Genomic DNA, 23,409 nt, shown 5'->3' on the forward strand with positions numbered 1-23,409 from the left:
TCGGCTACATGAGCGAGCCGTTCCTGCGAATCGGCCCCGACGGGGTGTTCGAGAACCGCCAGTCCCCGGCCGTGCCGCTCAGCAGCGAGCGGTGGGGCTCGGTCGACGAGAAGTCGAACCTGCAACCGACCGGGGCGCCGCAGTGGCACCGGATCTCCGCCGAGCCGGTCGCGCGCTGGTACGACCAGCGGGTGCACTGGATCGTGCAACAGCGGTTGCCACCGCGGGTGATGGCCGATCCGGACCGGGCGCAGAAGGTCCAGTCCTGGACCGTGCCGATGCGGATCGGCGACCGCGAGGTGGCCGCGACCGGCGAGTTGCGCTGGGTGCCGGGGCCGAGTCCGTGGCCGGGCATCGTCGGCTCGATCGGGCTCGCGGCGCTGGTGTTCGCGGCGGCGTGGCTGCCGCCGGTCCGGCGCCGGGCCCTGCTCGGCTACGGCCTGCTCGCGGGGGTGGCGGCGGCGGCGAGCGTGCTGCACCTGGCCCTGGTCGCGGGCGTTCGGGCGGGCGGGGCGGGGGCATGGGCGACCGCCTTCCTCGACGGCAACCTGCTGCAACTGTTGTCGAGCGCGGTGGCGTTCGCGGGCGCGGTGCTGCTGGTGCGGCGCCGGATGGGCGGGGCGTGGTTGGCCGCGCCGGCGCTCGGCGTACTGGCGTTGCGGGTGGCCGGGTACGACCTGCCGGTGTTGTGGCGTTCGTCGTCGCCGTTCGTGGGCGGCATCGGGCTCGATCGCACGCTGACCGTGCTGGTCCTGGGCGCCGGGCTCGGCACGGCGCTGGCCCTGGTCGTGGTGGTACGGCGCGGATCGCACCGGGCGGTGCCGGCGGGCGCGGGAGCGCCGGTCGACTCCGTCGAGTCGGCCGAATCGGCCGGGCCGACGACGAACGTGTCCGATGCGCCGGTCGGCGCGCGCGGCGCGGTGGAAGACGTGGTGGAACCTGTGAGGGACGACGTGATGAGCAGCCCCCGAAATCGAACGAACGATTCCTCCGATCGAGCGAGCGGGTCGCCCGACGGAGCGGACCCGTCCGCCGAGCGAGCGAGCACCGGCGCGCACGTCTCGCGGCGTCGTTTCGTCGGTGTCGCGAGCGCGGCCGGCGCCGGCGGCCTGGTGGTCGGCGCGACCGGCGGCGCGGTGGCGTTCGCGGGCGAGTCCGGCGACGACGGCGGCCCGGCGATGACCCGGCTCGGTGCCACCGTGGTGCCGTTTCACGGGAAACATCAGGCCGGCATCACCACCCCGGCCCAGGCCAAGGCGGTCTTCTTGGCCTGGGACCTGGAGCCGGGTGCGGACCGGGCCGCGGTCGCCGCGCTGATGCGGCGCTGGTCGGACACCGCCGCGCGGGTCACCGCCGGGCAGTCGGCGCCGGACGACGACCAGGTCGCGGCGGACGCCGGGGCCTGCTCGTTGACCGTCACCTTCGGATTCGGCGCGGGCCTGTTCGACAAGCTGGGCCTCGCCGCCCGACGACCCGCGGCGCTCAAGCCGCTGCCGCCGTTCCCCGACGACGCGTTGGATCCGGCCCGCAGCGACGGCGACCTGTTCGTCCAGGTGTGCGCGGACGACGGCCTGGTCGGCTTCGGCGCGGTCCGCGCGTTGCAGAAGGCGGCCAAGGGTGTGGCCCGGATCCGCTGGCAGATGAACGGCTTCGCCCGCTCGCCCGGCGCCACGGCCAAGCCGATGACGCACCGGAACCTGATGGGGCAGATCGACGGCAGCAACAACCCCAAGCAGTCCGACCCGAAGTTCGACGAGAAGGTCTTCGTCGGTGCGGCCGGGACCGAGCAGAGCTGGCTGGTCGGCGGCTCCTACGTGGTCTTCCGCCGGATCCGGATGTTGCTGGACGCCTGGGACGGCATCGACAAGGCCCATCAGGAGCGGGTGATCGGTCGGAGCAAGGACACCGGCGCGCCGCTGACCGGCGGCGGCGAGCACAGCGCGGCGGACTTCGGCAAGCGTGGTCCCGACGGCGAGTTGGTGATCACCGCCAACGCCCACATGCGCGTGGCGGCGCCGGAGTTCAACCGGGGCGCGACGATGCTCCGCCGCGGCTACTCCTACCACGACGGCTTCGGCACCGACGGCGCGCCGGACGCGGGGCTGCTGTTCGTCGCGTGGCAGCACGACCCGGACGACGGCTTCGTACCGATCCAGCGCAAACTGGCCCGGGGCGACGCGCTGTCCCCGTTCCTGCGGCACGAGGCGAGTGCGATCTTCGTCGTCCCGCCGGGGTGCGCCCCGGGCGGATACGTCGGTCAATCCCTGTTGGAGGGCTGATGCCGAGGCGTGCGGAGCCGATGCCGAGGCGGCGTCGCCGGTGGGTCGGGGCAATCGCCCTGCCGTTCCTGCTCGCCGGCTGCGGGAGTTGGGGCGCGGAGGGCGGGCCGGGCTCCTACATGAGCGAGGCCGAGGCGACCGCCGCCGCGTCCGAGGGTGTCGCGGCGCTGGGCGCCGACGGTGTGCAGCGAATCGTCTTGCGGGTGGACGACAAGCTGCGCTTCTCGCCGTCGGTGATCCGGGCCCGGACCGGGCCGCTGGTGATCACCCTCGCGGACACCGGGATCACCCCGCATCAGATGATCCTGCCCGGCGGTGCGCCGGTCGCGCCGTCGGAGGGCGGCACGTCGCAGGACTTCAAGCTGAGCTTCGGCAAGGCGGGTTCGTACACCTTCAACTGCATGTATCACGTGGGCAGCGGCATGGCGGGCACGATCGAGATCACCGAGTAGCCGCATCGCGCCCACGGATGGGCCGTTTCGCGGCGCCGCGGCCGGGTGGTCCGACCGCAGCGCCGCGCGGGCGCGGGTCGACCTCAGGGGATCAGCACGATCTTGCCGGTGGTGCGGCCCGCCTCGGCCGTCTCGTGCGCCTTGACCACCTCGTCCAGCGGGAAGGTCTCGGCGACGATCGTGCGCAGTTCGCCCGCCTCCGCGAGCTCCGCCAACAGGGCCAGCCGGGTGGGGTTCGGGTCCAGGTCGACCGTGATGCCCCGGACGCTGGCCGCCTCGGCCTTGGCCGCGGTGGCGTCGGCCGCGGGTGGGTTGGTGATGTTGAGCAGGATGCCGCCGGGCCGCAGCGTGGCCAGCGAGCGGTCCTCGTACTCGCCGCCGATCAGGTCCAGAACCACGTCGACGTCGCGCACCGCGGTGCCGAAATCGACGGTGGTGTAGTCCACGACCTCGTCCGCGCCCAGCTCGCGCAGCAGGGCGTGCTTGGCCGCGCTCGCGGTGCCGATCACGTACGCGCCGCGCGACTTGGCGATCTGTACCGCCAGGTGCCCGACGCCGCCCGCCGCCGCGTGGATCAGCACCCGCTGACCGGGACCCACCTGCGCAACCTCGACCAAGGCCTGCCAGGCGATCGAGCCGGACAGCGGCAGAGCCGCGGCGTGCTCGTGGTCGAGGGTGCTCGGCTTCCGCGCGAACGAGCGCTCCGAGGCCACCACGAACTCCGCGTAGCCACCGGCGAGATGCGGGAAGTCGGGGATGCCGTACACCTCGTCGCCGACCGCGAGGCGCGAGACATCCGCACCGACCGCGGCGACCACGCCCGATACGTCCCAGCCGAGCGTGAACGGCGGCACCAGCCACATTCCGCCGGCCCGGATCTTGGTATCGATGGGGTTGACCCCCGCGGCGCGCACTTCGACCAGTACCTCGCCGGGTCCGGGCGTGGGTATCGCGGTCTCGATCACGCGCAGGACCTCGGGCCCGCCGAGTGTGTCCTGGTGTGCCTTGCGCATCTTCGCCGTCGTGTCGATCGTGTTCGTCGTCATGCGGCAAGCATCGACGTGGCGGTCACCATTGTGAAGAAGGCACCTTCCTGGTACCTGGGTACCTCATGCATACCCCTCCCGACCTGCGCCCCTTCGGTGGCGCCGACGTCTACCTCAGCGACTGCGCCTCCCGCGCCGTACTCGACCTGATCGCGAACAAGTGGGTCGCACTGGTGGTCGGAGCCCTCCACCCGCAGACCCTGCGCTACGCGGAGCTGCGCCGGCGGCTCGGCGGGATCACCAAGAAGATGCTCACCCAGACCCTGCGGGACCTGGAACGGCACGGCCTGGTCCGCCGCACGGTCTACGCCACGGTGCCGCCGCAGGTCGAATACTCGCTCACCGAACTCGGGACCAGTGTGAGCGGCCTGATGGCGGAGATCCGCAACTGGTCCGAGAGCCACATCGACGAGATCGCGGCGGCGAAGCTGGCCTACGCGGAGGCGGAGGCACACCGGGTCGAGGCGCTCTGAACCGACATACGCCGAGGACCCCCGCCGCGACCGACGGCGGGGGTCCCCGGCTCGCGGCCGGTCGGGCTAGCGCTTGGGCGTCCGGGCCCGACGTACGTTCACCTCGGACTCGACCGGCTTCGCAAGCACACCGCCGACCAGGCGCGACAGCGCGGACAGGAACATCGCGCGTTCGTCCTCGGGCAGCGTGCCCAGCACCTCGTCGTGCACGCCGTCGACGATCCCGCGCCCGGCCCGGATCAGGTCGCGGCCTGCGTCGGTCACCACGATGATCCGCGCCCGGCGGTCGCTCGGCGCGGGCCGTCGCTCGGCGAGCCCGGTCCGCTCCAATTCGTCCATCGTGACCACCATCGTGGTCTTGTCCAGGTCGGACAGCTCGGCCACCTGCGCCTGGGTCAGGTCGCGATCGACCGCGTGGACGAGCACGCAGTAGTTGCGCGGCGAGACGTCGATGGCCGCGAGGGCCGCCGCCAGCCGGGTGTTCAGCACGTGCCCGGCGTGTACGACCATGCCGGTCACATCCAGGACGGTGGGGGCAAGGGGCTCGGTGGTCATGCGATCAGCGTAACAAGATAGGTATGCCGACAGATTGTTTCGTAATAGATCTCTCGTCAGCGTCCCAGCGCCTGGAACCGCCGCACCGCGAGGGGGAGGAAGATCGCGGTGATCACCAGCGGCCAGACCATCGCCATCGGCAGCGCGTGCGTCTCGATCCAACCGCCGCCGTGCGGGGCCGGATCGCCGAACAGGTCCCGGATCGCGTTCGCCGTGGACGAGACCGGATTCCACATCGCCACCGTGCCCAGCCACTGCGGCATCATCGACGGCGGGGTGAAGACGCTGGAGACGATGCCGAACGGCAGGGCGATCGCGAACAGGTTGCCCGCCGCCTCCGCGTTCGGCACCAGCAGTCCCAGGTACACCCCGACCCAGGTCAGCGCGAAGCGCAGGAGCAGGAGCAGCGCGAACGCGGCCAGGATCTGCGGCACCCCACCATGCGGTCGCCACCCGACCACGAGCGCGATCGACGCCAGGACCGCGAGGTCGAGACTCGCCCCAAGCACGTCGGCCACCCCGCGCCCGCTGACCACCGCCGAGGGGGCCATCGGCATCGAGCGATAGCGGTCCATCACCCCGAGCTGCCGGGTGAAGGCGACGATCGTCGCGGTGTTCATGAACCCCTGCGCCATGGTCATCGCGAACATCCCCGGCAGCGCGTAGTCCTTGTAGTCGACGCTCCCGCCCACGTTCATGGCGCTGCCGAAGACGTACACGAACAGCAGCACGGACACGATCGGAAAGCCCAACTGCCAGGCGAGCATGCTCGGTTGGCGGGCGATGTGGACGAGTTCGTTGCGGACCACGGTCAGGCAGTCCGCGATCGCCCAGTAGAGCCGACGCTCGGGGGCCTCGGCGGGTACGGTCGCGGCGCTCACCGGCGCGCCACCTCCTTTCCGGACGGCGCGGACGGATCGGATGGGTCGGATGGGTCGGGTGGGTCGCTTGGATCACCCGGACCCGAGGGATCGGGCCGCGCGGGCGTGGTCGGATCCGGGTCGTCCTCGTGTGCCCGATGCCCGGTCAGGCGCAGGAAGACCTCGTCCAGGGTGGGGCGGCGGACGCCGATGTCCTCGATCGTGATGCCCTCCTCCTGACATGCCCGCGCGACATGCGTCAGCGCCGCGACCCGGTCCCCCACCGGAGCGGTCACCCGCCGCTCCTCGGCGTCGACCAGCGGCTCGCCGCCGGCCTCGGTGACCAGGGCCAGCACCCGCAGCGCGGGCTGCAGGTGCGCGGCCTCGCGGACCACGATCTCGATCCGGTCGCCGCCCAGTTCGCGCTTGAGCCGCTCCGGGGTGTCGTCGGCGATCTTGCGTCCGCGGTCCAACACCGCGATGCGGTCCGCGAGTTTGTCCGCCTCGTCCAGGTACTGCGTGGTCAGCAGCACGGCGGTACCGCCCGCGAGCAGCGAACGCACCGCCTCCCAGACCTCGTTGCGGGCGCGCGGGTCAAGGCCGGTGGTCGGTTCGTCGAGGAAGAGCACGGTCGGCGCGAGGATCATGCTCGCGGCCAGGTCGAGCCGTCGGCGCATGCCGCCGCTGTACTGCTTGACGCCCCGATCGGCGGCCTCGACCAGGTCGAACCGTTCGAGCAGTTCCTCCGCGCGGCGGGCGGCGTGGCGCTTGTCCAGGTGGAACAGGCGGCCGAACAGGATCAGGTTGCGCCGCCCGGTCACCGCCTCGTCCAACGCCGCGTTCTGCCCGACCAGGCCGATGTGCCGGCGCACCCGCCTGGGGTCCGTGGTCACGTCGTGCCCGGCGACCAGCGCGCGACCGCCGTCCGGGCGCAGCAGGGTGGACAGGATCCGGACCGCCGTGGTCTTGCCGGCGCCGTTGGGGCCGAGCAGCCCCTGGACCGTGCCCGGGGCCACGGTGAGATCGAAATCGTCGAGGGCGCTCTTGGCGCCGTACCGCTTCGTCAGGCCCTCGGCGAGGACCGCGTGACTCGTCGTTTCCATCAGCCTCCTTCAACCGAGTACACCGTACCCGACTCGCGTACGCAGTACCCAGTTTTAAATCGGCCGATGTCACGCGAGCCCGCACGCCGATCCGGGCCGGTGCGGGCGGGACTCCTACGATGGGAGGCACCATGACGAGCACCGACCACACCGGCAGCGGCGACCTGGCCCGCAGTCTCGAACTGATGTGGGGCCTGGACCGGAAGCCGACCCGAGGCCCCAAGCCGGCGCTGACCCTGGACCGGATCGTCGCGGCGGGCATCGCCGTCGCCGACGCCGAGGGGCTGGACGCGCTGTCCATGCGGCGGGTGGCCGCCGAGGTCGGGGCGGGCACGATGTCGCTCTACCGCTACGTGCCCGGCAAGGCCGAACTGCTCGATCTGATGGTCGACAAGGTCAACAGCCCCGGCGAAACCGAGTTCCCGCCCGGACTCGGCTGGCGCGGCGCGCTGGAGCAGGTCGCGCGCGGGATCTGGCAGATGTACAACCGGCATCCGTGGCTGCTCAACGTCGACCAGGCGCGGCCGGTGCTCGGCCCCAACTCGCTCCGGGCCCTGGAGCTCACCCTCGCCGCGATCGGCGACGCGGCGCTGAGCGACCGGGAGAAGATGACCGTCCTGACGATCATCGACGGCGGCTACGTCAGCGGCATGGCCCGCACCCACTTCAACGCCAAACACGCGGCGCAGCGCACCGGGGTGAGCGACGAACAGTTCTGGGCGGCCCAGGCCCCGATCCTGAACGCGGCCATGACGAGCGGGAACTACCCGGAGTTGGCCGCGCTGTCCCAGGACAGCTTCCTCGCGGACGGCGAGGGGGAGTTCGAGTTCGGCCTGCGCCTGCTTCTGGACGGCCTGGAGGCGTTCGTCGAGCGCCGGACCTGACCCGGGAGGGTGGCCATGGCCGGGAACGGTTGTGGGCCGGGCCCGCCGGCGTCATCATCGGTGCTCGGCCACGGGGGTCGGGGACGGCGGGGATCATGGACGAGACACCGGCGCGGCGGCGGACCGCGCTCCGAGTGGCGGTCGGGTGCGGAATCGGGGCGATCGCGCTGACGCTCGCGCCGATCGGGGTGGGCGGATCGGCGGCGTCGGCGGCCGACGGGCCCTCGGTGAGCGGGCCGACCGGGGAGGTGCGGCCGGGGGACACGGTGACGATCCGGGGTTCGGGGCTGAGCGGCTGCCCCACGAACACGGTGGATGTGTACCTCGCGTCGGTGAACGGCGGCAGTTCCGGCGAGTACGACGACCTGCTCGCCGCGGGACTGCCGGTGGATGCGGCGCACGGGCACTCGATCGCCTTCCGGCACGCCGTACCCGCCCCGACCTACAGCTCGAACGGAGCGACGGGGCAAAACGTCCCGGCGGTGAACCGGATCGTGGTGCGCTGCCCGGGCCGGGAAGACAACCTCGCGCAGACCCCGATCGAGATCAACGCGTTCCGCAAGGAGGAGACCGCGAGCCCGCCGGCCGATCTGCGCACCCGGCGCATCCTCGTGGAGCCCGCCACGGGGCTGCCGGGCACCGAGGTCACGCTGTGGACCAACCTGCGCTGTGGACAGGCGAACGCGGACGACGACGCCGAGGTGACGTGGGACGGGCACTTCCTCGCCAAGCTCAGCATCTTCGACCCCGCCGGCACCTCGTATCGCTTCATCGTGCCCGAGGGTCCGACGCGCGGACCGCGGCCGATCACCGTGAGCTGCTTCGCCCAGGGCGCCGGGATGCCGGACAACGGGGTCACGCTGCGGACCGAATTCCAGGTTCCCGAACCGAAGTTGACCGTGACGCCCACGCAGGCGACGGCAGGTCGGCCGCTGCGGGTCGAGGGCAGCGGGTTCGTCGGGTGTGCCCGGCCGGTCGACGGCGGGGCCGGGGCGCTGACCGTACGGCACGGCCCGAACGAGTTCGGGCGGGTGCCGGTGACGGCCGACGGGCGGTTCTCGGGCGAGGTCACCGTGCCGAGCGGACTGGCGGACGGCGAGGGCGCGTTGACGGTCGCCTGTGTGGGTGGGGCCGGGTACGACGGCGACGTGTCGGTGCAGCTCGCGGTGGTGGCCGCGACGAAGGACGCGGAGCCGGTCGGGGATCGTTCGGAGGCGGCGGTGAACCTGCCGAGTCCGGCCGATCTGTTCGACGAGCCCCGGCCGGTGCTCGTGGCGGGCGCGACCGCGCTGGCGGCACTGCCGGTGCTGGGCTTCTCGGCGGAGTTGTTCAACCGCACGTGGGCGGAGAACCGGCTGCGGATCCGGCGCCGACTGCGGCCGGGCGCGGCCCGACCACGATCGCAGCCCCGGGTGCCCGAGTTGCAGGTGCTGGCCTTCGTCGTGCTCTCGGCGGCCACGTGCGTGGCGGTGGAACCCGGCACGGGCTGGAACGCCGGGACCGGTGCGCTGGCCCTGGCGCTGGTGGCGGCGGTGCCGCTCGGGGTGCTGGTGTACGAGGGCCCGGCCGAGGCGTATCGGCGCCGGGTCTCGCGCATCCGGGCCCTGCCGCATCTGGTGCCGGGGGCGCTGGTCGTCGCCGTGCTCCTCGCGGCGGCGTCGCGACTGCTCGGCCTGGCCCCGGGCTATGTGTACGGCCTGTTCCTGGCCTTCACCTCGGCGGGACTGCGCCGACTGTCGCCGGCCGACGAGGGCCGCGCGATCGCCCTCGGCTCGTGGTCGCTGGCCGGGCTCGCGGTGGTCTCGTGGGTGTGGCGCATCCCGGTCACCCACGTCCTGAACGACTCCGACGGCGCACCCTTCGGGTGGGTCCTCGCGGAGGACCTGCTCACCCAGTGCTTCGTGGCCTCCGTGGTCGGCCTGGTCTTCGGCCTGCTCCCGATGCGCTTCATGGACGGCCACGCGCTGTGGCGGTGGAACCGCTGGGCCTGGGCGGCGATCTACGTGGCGGCCCTGTTCCTGTTCACGCTGACCCTGCTCGACCCCACGGGCGTCGCGGGCGGGACCACCCGGACCATGTGGCTGCGCTCGATGTACCTCTTCGCCGGGGCGGCCGTGCTGTCCGTGCTCTTCTGGGCGACCTTCCGCCTTCGGCCGGCCCGGCCGCCGGTGACGCCCTGACGCGTCACGGACGCACTCCCCACAGGAGTCGGACGGCCGCGTAGTTCCCGACGACGATCGCGGCCTGGTTGTCCAGGGCGGTCGGCCGGCGGGTGGACCAGTATTCGCTGTGCCCCTCGGCGCCGTCGGTCGTGAAGCGGTTGGCGCCGAACCCCGCGTCGTCCGGGGTGACCCCCCGGGGGCTGCCGTCCACGGTGGGGGCGTGCGCTCCGAAGCCGAGGGCGACGACCATGTCGTCGTGCGCGGCGCCCACCCAGACGTGCCGCGGATCGAGGTCGAGATCCGCGGCACGGGTCGCGTGCATCCCGGGACTGCCGACGACGATCACGTCCTTGGCGAACAGCCCTTCGTCACGCCGTGCGGCCTGCCCGAGCACGACCGAGCCGTAGCTGTGGCCGATCACCGTCAGATGCCGGTTCGTCTCGATCCCCTGGGCCACCCCGACGCCGCGCAGGAACCTCGCGAGGGCCGGCGCGGCGGTGTCCGCGTACGACGTGGTCGTCGCGTGGACCAGGGTGTCCGGCGCGTCGTAGCCGACCCACGTGATCGCCGAGACCTCGCCGGGGTCGGTCAGCCGACCGGCCGCCTGCCACAGGCTGCGCATCCGGGCGACGTCCGAACCGATGTGCGCCAGGCGCGCGCCGGTACCGGGGACGTACACGGCGGTGTGCGCGGCCCGGTCGGGGTTGCCGATGGCCACGATCGCCCGGCCGTCGCCCCGGGCGTCGAAGCCCATCAGGAACAGGTCGGCGGCGGAGCCGAGGACGGCCTCCAGAGACCCGATCGCGGCCAGCCGGCCCTTGAGTTCGGTGACCCGAAATCGCCGCCGGGCGTCGTCGACCCGGCCCGCCGCGTCCCGCTCGGCCCGGGCCGTGGCGAGTTCGGCGGTCACGGCGGCCTTCGCCTCGGCCAGCGCGACCCGGTTGGCCCGGTCCCGCACCTCCGTCGGCAGCCCGTCCGTCGCACCGAGCAGCGCCGGGTACGCCGCCTGGTACCGCGCCCGGTCCGTCGCGCTCAGCCCCGCCCACCAGCGGGCCGCCGCTGCCGGATCGCCCTTCGGGATCGCACCGGGACGCAACCCCGCCAACGCCGTCACGGCCACCCGGTCGGCGGCGGAGTCCGCCCAGTCGGCCGCCGGGGTCGGATACAACCGGGCCAGCGCCCGCGCACAACGGTCGTCGATCTCGGCCGCCCGCCGAACCGGCTCGGCCAGGCGCCGCTCGACCGTCGCCCCCTCGGCTCCCCGGCCCGGGTCGGCCGACAGGACCCGCCCGTCCTCGGACACGGTGAACCCGGCGCTCGCCGCCTCCGCCGAGCCGACCCGCACCTCACGCTGGGCGGCCCGCAGCTGCTCGGCGGCCGTGTCCAGGACGGTCAGCACACACCGGGCCTCCTGCGCCGCCACCGCGACCTGCTCGCCCCGCACGGCCACCGCCCGCGCCGCCGCGTCGGCATCCGCGCCCGTCCAGTGCGAGGCGCGCAACGGGCCGGCCACACCGGTCGTCGCCCGCCCGGCCAACGCGTCCAACGCGGCGGCCAGTTCGGCCCACTCGGCCACCACCCGATCCAGCCCGCCCAGGGCCGCGTCCCGCAGGCCGGAAACCGTCACCATCGGCGCCCACCCTCGGCGAACACACGGGCCACCGCCCGATCGGCCCGATCATGCGCGTCGGCGTTGGCCACGAGAAGGTCGCCCATCCCGGCATAGCCGTCGGCAAGCGCCCGCACATGCGCCACCCACGCGGCCGTCACCGCCTCGACCGCCGCCACGATCGCCAACCCCGGACACCCTGCGACCACCCCATCAGGCCCACCGGCCGCCCGCCGCAACCCCTCCGCAACGTCACGGGCCACCCCCGCCCCCTGCCGCAACGCCCCGGCCTCCACCCGAATCCGCCCCGAACCACCGCCGCCACCAGCCAAGACCCCTCCCCGTGGTCGTCTGGTCACACACCGGGATCAACGATAACCATCGTCGGCCACCCAACCTCGTGAATCCCCGGAGAGCGAACAAACCAGCCAACCAACGCGTAACCGGGTCGTCGCCCGCTCGTTCATACGTATGGGCGAACGCAATGAGCCGTTCGAGGGACACGGGTGGATCCACGGACGAGGACGACGCCGGCCGTTGCGAGCACATCGCGGCGGACACATAAAAGCCGCCGAAGCCGCAGGTCAGACGAATACCGTGTCAAATCCGTACGGAATTAATATGGACAAAATGCACGGCGGAACTTGTGCAGAGGAGCTGACATGAGCCACGGCAACACCATCGAGATCTTCACATTTGACGGGAGGGACCAAGTGCGCGTCACGATGATCGACGGCGATCCCTGGTTCTGCGCGGCCGACGTCTGCACGGTGCCGGCATTCCAGTCCAACTCTCGCCGAGCGGTCGGCGCACTCGACCCGGACGAGAAGACCACGGTAACCGTCAGCAAAACCGCAGGTCAGGGGAATAGCGTAAGAAATCCTTACGGAATTAATCGGGGCAATCCGAACATGACCTTCGTCAGCGAGTCCGGTCTCTACACGCTGATCCTGCGCAGCAACAAGCCCGAGGCCAAGCCCTTCCGCCGCCGGGTCACCCACGACGTCCTCCCCACCATCCGCCGCACCGGCCGCTACACGCCCGCCACCAGCGAAAACATGGACGCCCTCCTCTCCCGCGCCATCGGCTCGATCGCCGATCTCGCCGAGCGCACCGGAGACCTCACCAAGGCCGTCGAGATCAACACCATGGCCGTGGCCCGCCTCACCGCCGGCTTCGAGTCGTGCGCCCCGTTGTCCACAGACACTCGTGACACGACCCCTCCCACCTCGGAAACCCACAGCGATCCCCAGGTTCTCCACAGCGATATCCACAGGGTTATCCACAGGCCCGTGGATTTCCCCACACCCGGCGATCGACGTCGCCTCACCCCGGATGCCGTGGCCGCCTGCCGGCGTCGGGCCCGGGACGGTGTGTCGGTCTATCGGCTCGCCCGCGAGTACGGCGTGAGCGACTCGACCATGCGCTCGGCGGTGCGCGGGCAGACCTACCGCTACGTGCCCGAGCCGCCCCCGTCCCCCTGACCCGAGGCCGCCCGCACCAGCCGCCCCCGCGCCGCCAACTCGATCGTCACGGCCACCGCGACCGCCTGGACCTGAAGCAGCGCGACCAACACGAACAGCTGCACCGCCCCCGCCTGCAACGGCGTCGCACCCCCGAGCAACATCCCCACGAAGGCCCCCGGCAGGGTCACCAACCCCACCGTCCTGGTCTGGTCCAGGGCCGGGATCAGCGCCCCCGAAGCGGCCGGCCGACAGATCTCCATCGCCGCGTCCCGATCGGTGAAACCCAAGGTCAGAGCGGCTTCCACCTCGCCATGACGCTGTGTCAACTCCTCCAGCGCACGGCGCCCCGCCAGCACCGTCGCGGTCATCGCGCCGCCGATCAGGATCCCCGCGATCGGGATCAGCACGATGCCCTTCGCCGGCACCAGTCCGCTCGCCCACAGCAGCACCAGGGTCGGCCCCGTCGCCGCCACGATCGGCACCGCCGGCCAGAACAACCGGCGCGTCGCGCTCACCCGCCCGGCCGCGGTCAGCGCCGCGACGGTGTACATCATCACCACGAACAGCGCCGCGAACCCGAGCCGGTCCACCACGTGTGTGATGACGAACGACACCGCCAGCAACTGCGCCGTCGCCCGCACCCCGGACAGCACCACCGCCCGCCCGTGGCCGAGCCGCGCCAGTGCGGCCACCGCCGTCGCGGCGGTCAGAAGCACCACGGCGACGACCCCCAGGGCCGGTGTCACCGGCAACAACGTCGAGGCGTTTTCCACAGGCCCAGCCTCACCCCCTCGGCGGTACCGCGCAGTGCGAGCGACCCCATCGCGTCCCCGCGTCCACACCACGGAACGCACGACGAGCACACCGGCCGGCTCAGTACAGTGACGACATGTCCGACGCCCCCACCCCCGCAGCCGCGCCCCGCTGGACCTACCTCGGCCCCTCGGGCACCTTTACCGAGGCCGCCCTGCGCATGCTGCCCGGTGCGGAGCACGCCGAGGCCACGCCGATGGAGTCGGTGCCGGTCGCCCTGGACGCGGTCCGCAGGGGCGACGCCGACGGCGCCGTGGTCGCGCTGGAGAACTCGGTCGAGGGCGCGGTGTCCATCACGCTGGACGAGTTGGCCACCGGCGTGCCGCTGGTGATCACCGCCGAGATCCTGCTGCCGATCGCCTTCGCGCTGCTGGTCCGTCCCGGCACGGCCCTGGACGACATCAAGACCATCTCCAGTCACTCGCACGCCCAGCCGCAGGTGCGCAACTGGCTCGCGGCCAACCTGCCCGACGCGCACTGGTTCTCGTCCGCGTCCAACGCCGACGCCGCGCGCCTGGTCCAGGACGGCCGCTACGACGCGGCCCTGGCCGGCGAGTTCGCGGCCGGCCCGTACGGTCTGGTGCCGCTGGTCACCGACATCCACGACGTCGAGGGCGCGGTCACCCGGTTCGTCCTGGTCGAGCGCCCGGACCGGCCCACCGTGCCCACCGGCGCGGACCGCACCACGGTGGTCGCCTACATCGTCGACGACCACCCCGGCGCGCTCCTGGAGATCCTCCAGGAGTTCGCGGTCCGCGGCGTCAACCTGACCCGGATCGAGTCGCGCCCCACCGGGGACGGCCTCGGCCACTACTTCTTCTCGATGGACGCCGAGGGCCACGTCGCCGACGCCCGGGTGGGCGAGGCCCTGATGGGGCTGCGCCGGGTGTGCGCGGCCGTGCGCTTCCTCGGCTCCTACCCGCGCGCCGACCGGGTCCGTCCGCAACTGCGCCGCGGCACCTCCGACGCCGAGTTCGCGAACGCCGCCGAATGGCTCGCACGCGCTCGCGGCGGCGGCGAGATCTGACCCGACCACCCACCGGGGCCGGCTCAGGGGACGCGCACCGTCAGCGCCCCGGGCCGGACCCGGACCGCCAGTCGGGTGCCGGGCCCGATCGGGTCGCCGTCCACCTCGCGCGGCTCGGGGCGATCGGTCTCGATCAGCACCGTACGACCGGTGAAGTGCTCGATCGGGCGCAGCCGTTGCTGCTTGGCCGGCACCACGGCCGGTTCCTGGTCGCGCCGCCGGCCTATCACCCGGACCGTGGCGTGCGCCCAGCCGGTCATCCCGTACGGCGCGAACACCACGACGTCGAGCAGCCCGTCGTCCGGCGCGGCCCCGGGCAGCAGTTGCATGCCGGCCTGGAGCGCGCCGACGTTGCCCACCAGCACCATCCGGGCCCGCCGGCGGATCGGCTCGCCGTCGTCCACGGTCAGCGTCACCCGCATCCGCCGGTCGCGCAGGTGCCGGGCACCGGAGACCACGTAGGCGGGCCAGCCGACCTTCTTCTTGAGCGCGTCCGGCGCGTCCGCCACCATCGCCGCGTCCAGGCCGATGCCGGCCATCGCGGTGAAGCAGCGGGATTCGGCCTCGCCCGCTCCGGCGTCCGCGGCCCCGTCCGCGTTCGCGTTCGCCTCCACCATGCCCAGGTCGATCCGCCGATCGCGCCCGTGCATGGCCACGTGCAACGCGTCGGCGATGTCGATCGGCAGGCCGAGGTTGCGGGCGAGCAGGTTCCCGGTGCCGGCCGGGATCACCGCGAGCGGGGTGTCGGTACCGGCCAGTGCGCCCGCGCACTCGCGGATGGTGCCGTCGCCGCCGGCCGCGATCACCAGATCCACGCCCTCGGCCAGCGCCTTCGCGGTCACCCCTGCCCCCGGATCGAGCACCGTGGTCTCCAGCCACAGCGGCTCGGCCCAGCCCGTGTCGTGCATGATCCGGTCGATCCGAGTGCGTGATTCGGCGACGTCCAGCTTGATCGGATTGACCACCACGGCCGCCCGCGGCCGCCCGCCGTCGGCCCCCGTCGGCGCCTCGCGCCGAGCGCGTCGTCCCCGATACCCCCAGATCGACTTCGGCGACAGCAGCGCGCGGTTCATCACGACCAGCACGACGCCCGCGTAGAGCAGCGAGCTCAGCACGTCGCTCGGGTGGTGCATGCCCCGGTACATCCGGCTCCCGGCCACCGCCAGCGGAATCGCGCCGAGCAGCACCCAGACCGACACCACCGCCGCGCGCGGGCGCAGCCGGCTCGCCAGCAGCACGGCCAGCCCGCCGTAGAGCGCGAACGCGGCGCCGGTGTGCCCGGACGGGAAGCTCGACGTCGCGGCGGCGTGCTCCAGGCGCGGGACGCCCGGGCGATCGCGCGAGACGAAGAGTTGTACGAGCCAGAACACCAGCGCCTGCCCGGCCACCGCCCCGGCCAGGAAAAGCGGGCCGCGCCAGGAGCGGCCGACGATCCGGATCAGCACCATCGCGACCAGCGTGGTGGCGATGATCACACCGGTGTCGGCCAGCGTGGAGAACGCGTGGGTGACGTCGTTCCAGGTCCCCGAGCGGTGCTCGGCGAGGGTGCGCTCCAGGTCGTCCTCGGCGGTGAACGGCCACACGCCGTCGAGCGTCCTGGTGACGAGCAGACCGAGACCCACCATGACGAACGTCAGTATGGCGAGGGGCAGGACGATACGGCGCAGGAACCGTCCTGCTTCGGTCAGCATGACCGACATTCTTACCCGGCGACGGATCGTTCAGTTCCGCCCGTGCGGGGAGTCACGGTCGGTTCCGGGGCGAATGTGCGCAATCTCCGGATCCGGATCGTCGCCGTCGAGCTCCGGCTCCAAGCCCTCGTCGGTGGCGTCCACCGGGCGCAGTCCGGCGTCGCGACGCCACCACTCGAACACCGCGGAGGTCACCGCGAGCACGATCAGGCCGAGCACCGCGCCGCCCACCACGTCCGTCACGTAGTGCACGCCGAGCGCGACCCGGGTGAACGCGACACCCACCGCCGAGCCGATCGCGAGCACCCACGCGAACGGCCGGCACACCCGTGGGATCAGCGGCAGCAGCGCCAACAGCAGCACGCCGGGGCCGACCACACCGGTCAGTGCGTGCCCGGACGGGAAGGACCAGCCGTCGGAGTGGTGCACCGGATGTGGCAGGTCCGGCCGGGCCCGGGTGAAGACGAACTTGAGCAGCGCGCCGAGCAGCCCCGCGACGAGCATGCTCGTCGCGGCCCACACCACGAGCCGCCGCGCGCCGCGCCACCACAACCACCCGCACATGATCGCGACCAGCACCCGGTACACGTTGGGATCCCAGACCCAGTCGGTCAGGAACAGCAGCGTGTGCTGCCAGGCGGGGTGTGCGCGGACCCAGTCGTTGAGGTCGGTCGCGACGTCCCGGTCGAGGTCGAGCAGCGGCGACCACTTGGTCTCCACCAGGGCCGCGAGCACCCCGAACGGCAACGCGCCGACGAGCAGGGCGAGCGCGGCCAGGGTCATCCTGAGTCCGAAACGCCGGTCGGGGTCGAGGCGCCTGCCGACCCAGCCTGGGGAGGAGGTCATTGTTCATTCATAACCCGAATCCGGTCCCGCACGTTCACTTCCTCGGCAGAAGTCGCACACGGGACGCCCGGAATCGTCCGGGGACCCCGCGGTCGCGAAATCCGTTGGCGGGGCCCCGGTAGGCTTTGCCCGTGATCGACCTGCGACTGCTCCGTGAGGATCCCGACCGTGTCCGCGCTTCGCAGCGTGCCCGCGGCGAGGACGAGACCATCGTCGACGCGCTGCTCGCCGCGGACGAGCTCCGCCGCTCGTCCGGCTCCCGGTTCGACGCGCTGCGCAACGAGCAGAAGTCGATGGGCAAGCAGGTCTCCAAGGCCAAGGGCGACGAGCGGCAGGAGCTGCTGACCCGGGCCCAGACACTGGCCGCGGAGGTCAAGGCGGCCGACGCCGAGCAGGCCGAGGCCAAGGCGGAGACCGACCGGCTGCTCAAGTCGCTGGCCAACCTCATCGACCCCGACGCACCGGTCGGCGGCGAGGAGGACTTCGTCACGATCGAGGAGATCGGCGCCCGGCGCGACTTCGCGGTCGAGGGCTTCGAGCCGCGTGACCACGTCGAACTCGGGCGCATGCTCAAGGCGATCGACGTCGAGCGGGCCGCGAAGGTGTCCGGCTCGCGCTTCTACTACCTCACCGGCATCGGCGCGCTGCTCGAACTGGCGCTGGTCAACATGGCCGTCGCGCAGGCGACCGAGGCCGGTTTCACGCCGATGCTGACACCCGCGCTGGTGCGTCCGGCGGCGATGGAGGGCACCGGGTTCCTCGGCCAGGCCGCGGAGAACGTGTTCCACCTGGAGGCCGACGACTACTACCTCGTGGGCACCGCCGAGGTACCGCTCGCGGCGTACCACATGGACGAGATCATCCCGGCCGCCGAACTGCCGTTGCGCTACGCCGGTTTCTCGCCGTGCTTCCGTCGCGAGGCCGGGACGTACGGCAAGGACACGCGCGGCATCATCCGGGTGCACCAGTTCGACAAGGTGGAGATGTTCTCCTTCGTCGCGCCGGAGGAGGCCGAGGCGGAGCACCGCCGCCTGCTCGCGTGGGAGAAGGAGTTCCTGAACCGCCTCGAACTTCCCTACCGAGTGATCGACGTCGCGTCGGGCGACCTCGGCGCCTCCGCCGCGCGCAAGTTCGACATCGAGGCGTGGATCCCGACCCAGGGCAAGTACCGCGAGGTCACGTCCACCTCGAACTGCACCGAGTTCCAGGCCCGTCGGCTCCAGGTGCGGATGCGCGACGAGCAGGGCACCCGCCCGCTCGCCACGCTCAACGGCACGCTGTGCGCGGTGCCCCGCACCATCGTGGCGATCCTGGAGAACCACCAGCGCGAGGACGGCTCGGTGGTCGTCCCCGAGGCGCTGCGGCCCTTCCTCGGCGGTCGTGAGGTCCTCGAACCGGTGCAGGCGTGACCTTCACCCTGATCGCGACCGACCTGGACGGCACGCTCCTGCGCGAGGACCACACGGTCTCCGCGCGCAATCGCGCGGCGCTCGTCCGGGTCGCCGAGGCCGGTGCGCGGCACGTGATAGTGACGGGCCGCTCGGTGGGGTGGACCCGTCCGGTGTTCGACGCGCTCGGCTACCGGGGGCTCGCCGTCTGCGGGCAGGGCGCGCAGGTCTATCACGCGGGCGAGGACCGGCTGCTGACCTCGGTCACCCTGGACCGGCAACTGGCCCGGCTGGCCGTGGAACGACTCACCGCCGAACTGGGCGAGGTACGGTTCGCGGTCAGCCGCGACGGTCTTGCCGGTCGGGTGGTGATCGAGGACGGCTACCGCTACGAATCCCTGCTGCCGGTGTACACCGTGGCGAACCGGGAGGAGTTGTGGTCCGAGCCGATCCTCAAGCTCTACCTGTACCACCCGGACTACGACGACGACCGGTTGACCGCGTGCGCCCGGAAGATCTGCGCCGGCCTGGTCGACGTCACGCACGCCGGCACCGGCATCGTCGAGGCGTTGCCGGTGGGCCTGAGCAAGGCGGTCGGCCTGTCCCTGGCGGCACGCCGGCTGGGGGCCAAGGCCGCGGACACCATCGCGTTCGGCGACATGCCCAACGACGTCACCATGTTCCGCTGGGCGGCCCACGGGGTGGCCATGGCCAACGCCCACGCCGAACTACTGGCCGTCGCGGACGAGGTAACCCTGTCCAACATGGAAGACGGCGTAGCGGTAGTCCTGGAACGCCTGTTCCCCACCGCCTGACCCGAAGCCCAAGCCCCAAACCCCACCGCCACGGCCCGCAGCCTGCACCCGAGCCCGACACCTGGGCCCGAGCCGGAGCCCAACGCCCGAGCCCGGCCCCCGAGTGCTACAGCCCAAGCCCGGAGCCCAACGTCCGAGCCCAGGCCCCGGAGCCCGAGCGCACGCCGGAGGCCCGAGGCGCCTCATCCGGCCGCGAGGCCCCTGTGGGCGTCCCCGATGCCCGAATCCCGCAGCCTTCCCGGCTGACGCAACGGGCCGGGCGGGTGGGCACCAAAACCCCTCACCCCACCCGCACATGCCCGGGCCGCGAAGCCCCCACCCCACACCCCACCGCGCAAGCACACAGCACCAGCATCACCACGATCGGCACCGTCCACCCCCCGGTGACCTGCCGCAGCGCCCCGGCCGCCAACGGCCCGAACGCGGCCACCACGTAGCCGACCGCCTGCGCCATCCCGGACAGCTGCGCCGCCGTATGCGGATCGGGCGACCGCAACACGATCAGGGTCAGCGCCAGCGACACCGCACCCCCCTGGCCCAGCCCCAACAACACCGCCCAAAGCCACGCCCCGCCCGTGGGCGCGAGCATCAGCCCCACGTACCCGGCCGCGACCAGACCGACCGAGCCGACCACCAGCGCGCTCTGGTTGCGCATACGACCGGCGATGATCGACCCCGCGAGCGAGGACGGGATCTGCACGAAGGTGTTGAACGCGAAGATCGCCGCCGCGGTGCCCTTGCTCATGCCGTGGTCGGTGAGGATCGTCGGCATCCAGGCCAGCAACACGTAGAACAGCAACGACTGCAGACCCATGAAGCCCGTCACCAGCCAGGCCAGCGGCGACTTCCACAACCCCGCCACACGCGGCATCGCGACCGCCGCGGCCCCGCGCCGGCGCCGCACGTGCGGCAGCCAGACCGCCACCGCCGCGACGGCGAGCAGCGCCCAGCAGCCCATGGCCGGCTGCCAGCCGTGTCCGATCGCGTTCTCCAGCGGCACCGTCGCCCCCGCCGAGACCGCCGCGCCGAGCACCATGGCCGCGCTGTAGACCCCGATCATCACCGCCGCCCGGTCCGGGAACTCGCGCTTGACCACGCCCGGCATCAGCACGTTCAGCACCGCGATCCCACCGCCCACGAGCGCGCCGCCCGCGAACAGCGCGCCCAACGCGGGCACCATCCGCAGCAGGATCCCGGCGCCCACCACGACGAGCGCGCCGAGCAGCACGAGTTCGGTGCCGAACCGCCGCGCCGCGACCGGCGCGAGCGGCGAGATCAGGCCCAGGAACAGCACGGGTATCGCGGTGATCAGGCTGCCCGTGGTCGCGGACAGGTGGAACACGTCGCGCAGTTCGCCCACCAGCGGCGACACACTGGACAGTCCGGCCCGCATGTTCAGCGCGATCAACACGATGCCCGCGAGCAACAGCGCGCCGCCGCCGGCCTTCGCGGTGGTCTTGGTGTTCGGGGACATCCGCAGGTCGGTCGTGCTCATGCGTCGTGCTCCATCGGATGGTGCTCGGTCGGGTGGTCGTGCGGGGCACGGTCGTGCAGCAGGGTGTCCAGGGCCACCACGGCGGGCTCGAGGATGTCCCGTACCGCCCGCTCGGCCGCGTCCGGATCGCCCGCCTCGATCGCGTCGACCAGGGCCACGTGCAGCGCGTGCGACGCGTCCGGCAGGGTGCCGTCGCCGACCACTGTGCGGATGGCACGCCACAACGAGTCGCTGAACCAGCGGTACGTGGCCACCATCGCCGAGTTGTGCGACGCGAGCGCGATCGCGGTGTGGAAGGCCACGTCCTGCTCGACCAGGTCGTCCAACTCGCCCTCGGCGACGTCGCCGCGGTCGAAGTCGTGCGGCTCCGGGGTGTCCGCGCTGCCGTCGGCCGCGCCGCGCCTGACCAGGGCGCGGCGAATGCGTTCCAGGTCGGCGAGGTCGCGCCGCTGGGCGGCGAGCCGGGCGGCCTCCACGTCCAGTGCCCGGCGCATCTCGAAGATGTCCCGCAGGTCCGCGTGTTCGATCCGGCGCACCAGGTCGCCCGGGTCGGTGAGGGAGCGGACATAGGTCCCGTCGCCCTGGCGGGACTCCAGCATCCCCGCGTGCACCAACACCCGGATCGCCTCGCGCACCGTGTTCCGGCCGACCCGGAGCCGCTCGGCGATCACGCTCTCGCTGGGGATGCGCGACCCGACCGGCCAGGTTCCGGCGGTGAGTTGGGCGCGGAGCTGGTCGATCGCGTCGTCGACGAGCGAACGTCTGCCGGCGGCCTGGAGCGACATGGACCCTCCTGGATTCGTGGGATTGCCCAGTCATCCTACAAGTAGCTGCACATCACATGCGAAATCGAGGTGAGGGCCGATCCCGGCCCCCACCTCGGTCCGCCCCCACCCTCAGACCCGGTCGCGGTCCCGGCGCGGCGCCAGGAACACCGCCGCGAGCAGGGCGCCGATCAGGACCAGGGCCGCGTCGACCAGGATCGCCACGGCGACCCCGGACAACACCGCGTCGGGCCCGGTGTCGCCGAGCGAGCTCATCCGGGCGGTGGCGATCGCGCTCATGATCGGGATGCCCATCGTGATGCCGACCTGCTGGGTCATCGTGGCCAGGCCGGTGGCCAGGCCCTGTTCGGCGTTCGGCAGGCCGGAGGTCGCGGTGATCATGAAGCCGACGATCATCAGCATGTTGCCCACCCCGCCGACGAAGGTGGCCGCGAGCAGCAGCCGGATCCAGCCGCCGGAGCTGCCGAGCGCGACCAGCGACAGGGTGGCCAGGGCCTGGACCACGCCGCCCGCGACGATCGTGGTGCGGGTGCCGAAGCGGCCCACCACCCGGCCGCCGAGAGTGCCGCCGAGCACGGTGCCGATGCCCAGGACGCCGAAGGCGAGCCCGGTGGCCAGCGGCGAGTAGCCCAGGACCTCCTGCAGGTAGAGCGTGAGCAGGAAGACCAGCGAGGTCTCGGTGACGAAGGCGATCAGGCCGGTGATGTTCCCCCACAGCACGGTGCGGCGCTTCATGATGCCGACCGGGACCAGCGGCGAGGCGGAGCGCTGCTCGATGAACCAGAACGCGACCAGGAGCACCGCGCCGGAAACCAGCGCGCCGAGCGTGGTGGGCTCCCCCCAGCCCTCGGCGCCCGCCTGGGTGAGGCCGAACACCAGGGCCAGCAGACCGCCGGTGACCGCGATCGCGCCGGGCACGTCGAGCCGGGGCCGCCCGCTCGGCCGCGAGTCGGTGATCGCGGACGGCGCGAGGATCAGCACCAGCGCGGCGACGGGCACGTTGACGAAGAAGGCCCAGCGCCAGGACAGCAGATCGGTGAGCAGCCCGCCGAGCACCGCGCCGGCGGTGAAGCCGGCCGACATCAGCGCACCGTTGAGCCCCAGCGCCCGATCCCGCTGTGGCCCCTCCTTGAACGCAGTGGTCAGCAGCGACAGACCCGCGGGGGTCACCGCCGCGGTGGCCAGCCCCTGGAGCACCCGGGCGATCAGCAACATCTCGGGGGACGTGGCGAAGCCACCCAGGGCGGAGGAGGCGCCGAGCAGGGCCATGCCGCCCAGGAACAGGCGCTTGCGGCCGAACAGGTCGGCCACCCGACCGAACAGCAGGGTGAATCCTGCGGCGGTCAGCGCGAACGCGGTGGCCACCCACTGGAGGTTGTTCAGCGAGAAGCCCAGGCCCTCGCCGACCACCGGCAGCGCGACGTTCAGGATCGAGAAGTCCACCGCGATCATGAACTGGGCGCCGAGCAGCAGGGTCAGCACCAGCTTCTGCTGCCCGGTCATCCGGGCGTGGGGGGGGGGGGGGGGGGGGGGGGGGGGGGGGGGGGGGGGGGGGGGGGGGGGGGGGGGGGGGGGGGGGGGGGGGGCGGGGGGGCCGGGGGGGCGGGGCGGGGGGGGGACTTGGTGGGGGGGTAGGGCAGTGGTCGTTGCCGTAGGGGGG

At 72.4% G+C, this 23,409-nt stretch carries 21 protein-coding genes; 9 read left to right on the plus strand and 12 right to left on the minus strand.

Annotated elements, in window-relative coordinates; translation table 11 throughout:
• The first annotated feature begins 956 nt into the window (after positions 1 to 956).
• Together efeB and ACWGR4_RS14710 are read left to right on the plus strand one after the other, a co-directional pair.
• Entirely contained in the window at positions 957 to 2,279 is a 1,323-nt protein-coding gene (gene efeB / locus ACWGR4_RS14705) for an iron uptake transporter deferrochelatase/peroxidase subunit (protein ID WP_452130111.1), read from the plus strand.
• Entirely contained in the window at positions 2,279 to 2,731 is a 453-nt protein-coding gene (locus ACWGR4_RS14710) for a hypothetical protein (protein ID WP_452130083.1), read from the plus strand. Before efeB ends, ACWGR4_RS14710 begins: the two co-directional genes overlap by 1 nt.
• Before the next feature lie 83 nt (positions 2,732 to 2,814).
• Here the strand turns inward: ACWGR4_RS14710 and ACWGR4_RS14715 are convergent, their stop codons facing one another.
• Complete coding sequence (locus tag ACWGR4_RS14715) at positions 2,815 to 3,777, minus strand: NADP-dependent oxidoreductase (protein ID WP_452130084.1); 963 nt, start codon at positions 3,775 to 3,777, stop codon at positions 2,815 to 2,817.
• A gap of 65 nt (positions 3,778 to 3,842) precedes the next feature.
• Between ACWGR4_RS14715 and ACWGR4_RS14720 the strand changes: the two genes are divergently transcribed.
• The gene (locus tag ACWGR4_RS14720) at positions 3,843 to 4,250 is read left to right on the plus strand and encodes a winged helix-turn-helix transcriptional regulator (RefSeq protein ID WP_380003244.1); all 408 of its coding nucleotides are present in this window, start codon (positions 3,843 to 3,845) and stop codon (positions 4,248 to 4,250) included.
• A gap of 66 nt (positions 4,251 to 4,316) precedes the next feature.
• Here the strand turns inward: ACWGR4_RS14720 and ACWGR4_RS14725 are convergent, their stop codons facing one another.
• From ACWGR4_RS14725 to ACWGR4_RS14735, 3 genes are read right to left on the minus strand one after another with little or no spacing between them, the layout of a single operon-like run.
• Entirely contained in the window at positions 4,317 to 4,805 is a 489-nt protein-coding gene (locus ACWGR4_RS14725) for a MarR family winged helix-turn-helix transcriptional regulator (RefSeq protein WP_452130085.1), read from the minus strand.
• A 56-nt stretch (positions 4,806 to 4,861) separates the two neighbouring features.
• Positions 4,862 to 5,686, minus strand: a complete 825-nt coding sequence (locus tag ACWGR4_RS14730) for an ABC transporter permease (protein WP_380003246.1) — start codon at positions 5,684 to 5,686, stop codon at positions 4,862 to 4,864.
• Positions 5,683 to 6,768: an ATP-binding cassette domain-containing protein gene (locus ACWGR4_RS14735; RefSeq protein WP_452130086.1), complete on the minus strand. Its 1,086-nt coding sequence runs from the start codon at positions 6,766 to 6,768 to the stop codon at positions 5,683 to 5,685. Before ACWGR4_RS14735 ends, ACWGR4_RS14730 begins: the two co-directional genes overlap by 4 nt.
• 131 nt (positions 6,769 to 6,899) lie before the next feature.
• On the opposite strand from ACWGR4_RS14735, the gene ACWGR4_RS14740 reads away from it, so the two are divergent.
• Entirely contained in the window at positions 6,900 to 7,652 is a 753-nt protein-coding gene (locus tag ACWGR4_RS14740) for a TetR/AcrR family transcriptional regulator (protein WP_380003248.1), read from the plus strand.
• 95 nt (positions 7,653 to 7,747) lie between these two features.
• Positions 7,748 to 9,832, plus strand: coding sequence for an FGLLP motif-containing membrane protein (locus tag ACWGR4_RS14745; protein WP_452130087.1), 2,085 nt, complete (start codon positions 7,748 to 7,750; stop codon positions 9,830 to 9,832).
• A 4-nt stretch (positions 9,833 to 9,836) separates the two neighbouring features.
• Here the strand turns inward: ACWGR4_RS14745 and ACWGR4_RS14750 are convergent, their stop codons facing one another.
• Both ACWGR4_RS14750 and ACWGR4_RS14755 read right to left on the minus strand, forming a co-directional pair.
• Positions 9,837 to 11,444: an alpha/beta hydrolase gene (locus ACWGR4_RS14750; protein ID WP_452130088.1), complete on the minus strand. Its 1,608-nt coding sequence runs from the start codon at positions 11,442 to 11,444 to the stop codon at positions 9,837 to 9,839.
• On the minus strand, positions 11,438 to 11,611 hold the full coding sequence (locus ACWGR4_RS14755) for a hypothetical protein (RefSeq protein ID WP_380003251.1): 174 nt from the start codon (positions 11,609 to 11,611) through the stop codon (positions 11,438 to 11,440). Before ACWGR4_RS14755 ends, ACWGR4_RS14750 begins: the two co-directional genes overlap by 7 nt.
• A 474-nt stretch (positions 11,612 to 12,085) precedes the next feature.
• Here ACWGR4_RS14755 and ACWGR4_RS14760 point away from each other — a divergent pair, with 474 nt between their 5' ends.
• Positions 12,086 to 12,907, plus strand: coding sequence for a BRO-N domain-containing protein (locus ACWGR4_RS14760; protein WP_452130089.1), 822 nt, complete (start codon positions 12,086 to 12,088; stop codon positions 12,905 to 12,907).
• On the opposite strand, the gene ACWGR4_RS14765 is transcribed toward ACWGR4_RS14760, so the two are convergent.
• Positions 12,877 to 13,662 (minus strand): ABC transporter permease, encoded by a 786-nt coding sequence (locus tag ACWGR4_RS14765; RefSeq protein ID WP_452130090.1) that lies wholly within the window; start codon positions 13,660 to 13,662, stop codon positions 12,877 to 12,879. The two genes, ACWGR4_RS14760 and ACWGR4_RS14765, sit on opposite strands and share 31 nt — an antisense overlap.
• 116 nt (positions 13,663 to 13,778) lie before the next feature.
• On the opposite strand from ACWGR4_RS14765, the gene pheA reads away from it, so the two are divergent.
• On the plus strand, positions 13,779 to 14,729 hold the full coding sequence (gene pheA / locus ACWGR4_RS14770; RefSeq protein WP_452130091.1) for a prephenate dehydratase: 951 nt from the start codon (positions 13,779 to 13,781) through the stop codon (positions 14,727 to 14,729).
• 23 nt (positions 14,730 to 14,752) lie between these two features.
• Here the strand turns inward: pheA and ACWGR4_RS14775 are convergent, their stop codons facing one another.
• Positions 14,753 to 16,420: a diacylglycerol kinase family protein gene (locus ACWGR4_RS14775; protein ID WP_452130092.1), complete on the minus strand. Its 1,668-nt coding sequence runs from the start codon at positions 16,418 to 16,420 to the stop codon at positions 14,753 to 14,755.
• A gap of 30 nt (positions 16,421 to 16,450) precedes the next feature.
• Positions 16,451 to 17,266, minus strand: a complete 816-nt coding sequence (locus ACWGR4_RS14780; RefSeq protein WP_452130093.1) for a phosphatase PAP2 family protein — start codon at positions 17,264 to 17,266, stop codon at positions 16,451 to 16,453.
• Positions 17,267 to 17,397: 131 nt separating this feature from the next.
• Here ACWGR4_RS14780 and serS point away from each other — a divergent pair, with 131 nt between their 5' ends.
• On the plus strand, positions 17,398 to 18,675 hold the full coding sequence (gene serS, locus ACWGR4_RS14785) for a serine--tRNA ligase (protein WP_452130094.1): 1,278 nt from the start codon (positions 17,398 to 17,400) through the stop codon (positions 18,673 to 18,675).
• Entirely contained in the window at positions 18,672 to 19,469 is a 798-nt protein-coding gene (locus ACWGR4_RS14790; RefSeq protein WP_452130095.1) for an HAD family hydrolase, read from the plus strand. Before serS ends, ACWGR4_RS14790 begins: the two co-directional genes overlap by 4 nt.
• Before the next feature lie 280 nt (positions 19,470 to 19,749).
• Here ACWGR4_RS14790 and ACWGR4_RS14795 read toward each other — a convergent pair whose 3' ends face one another.
• From ACWGR4_RS14795 to ACWGR4_RS14805, 3 genes are all read right to left on the minus strand, one after another.
• Positions 19,750 to 20,964 (minus strand): CynX/NimT family MFS transporter, encoded by a 1,215-nt coding sequence (locus ACWGR4_RS14795; protein WP_452130096.1) that lies wholly within the window; start codon positions 20,962 to 20,964, stop codon positions 19,750 to 19,752.
• Complete coding sequence (locus tag ACWGR4_RS14800) at positions 20,961 to 21,749, minus strand: FadR/GntR family transcriptional regulator (protein WP_452130097.1); 789 nt, start codon at positions 21,747 to 21,749, stop codon at positions 20,961 to 20,963. Before ACWGR4_RS14800 ends, ACWGR4_RS14795 begins: the two co-directional genes overlap by 4 nt.
• Positions 21,750 to 21,860: 111 nt before the next feature.
• Positions 21,861 to 23,252: an MFS transporter gene (locus ACWGR4_RS14805; RefSeq protein ID WP_452130112.1), complete on the minus strand. Its 1,392-nt coding sequence runs from the start codon at positions 23,250 to 23,252 to the stop codon at positions 21,861 to 21,863.
• Positions 23,253 to 23,409 lie beyond the last annotated feature (157 nt).

Source organism: Embleya sp. NPDC055664 (genome assembly GCF_053618075.1).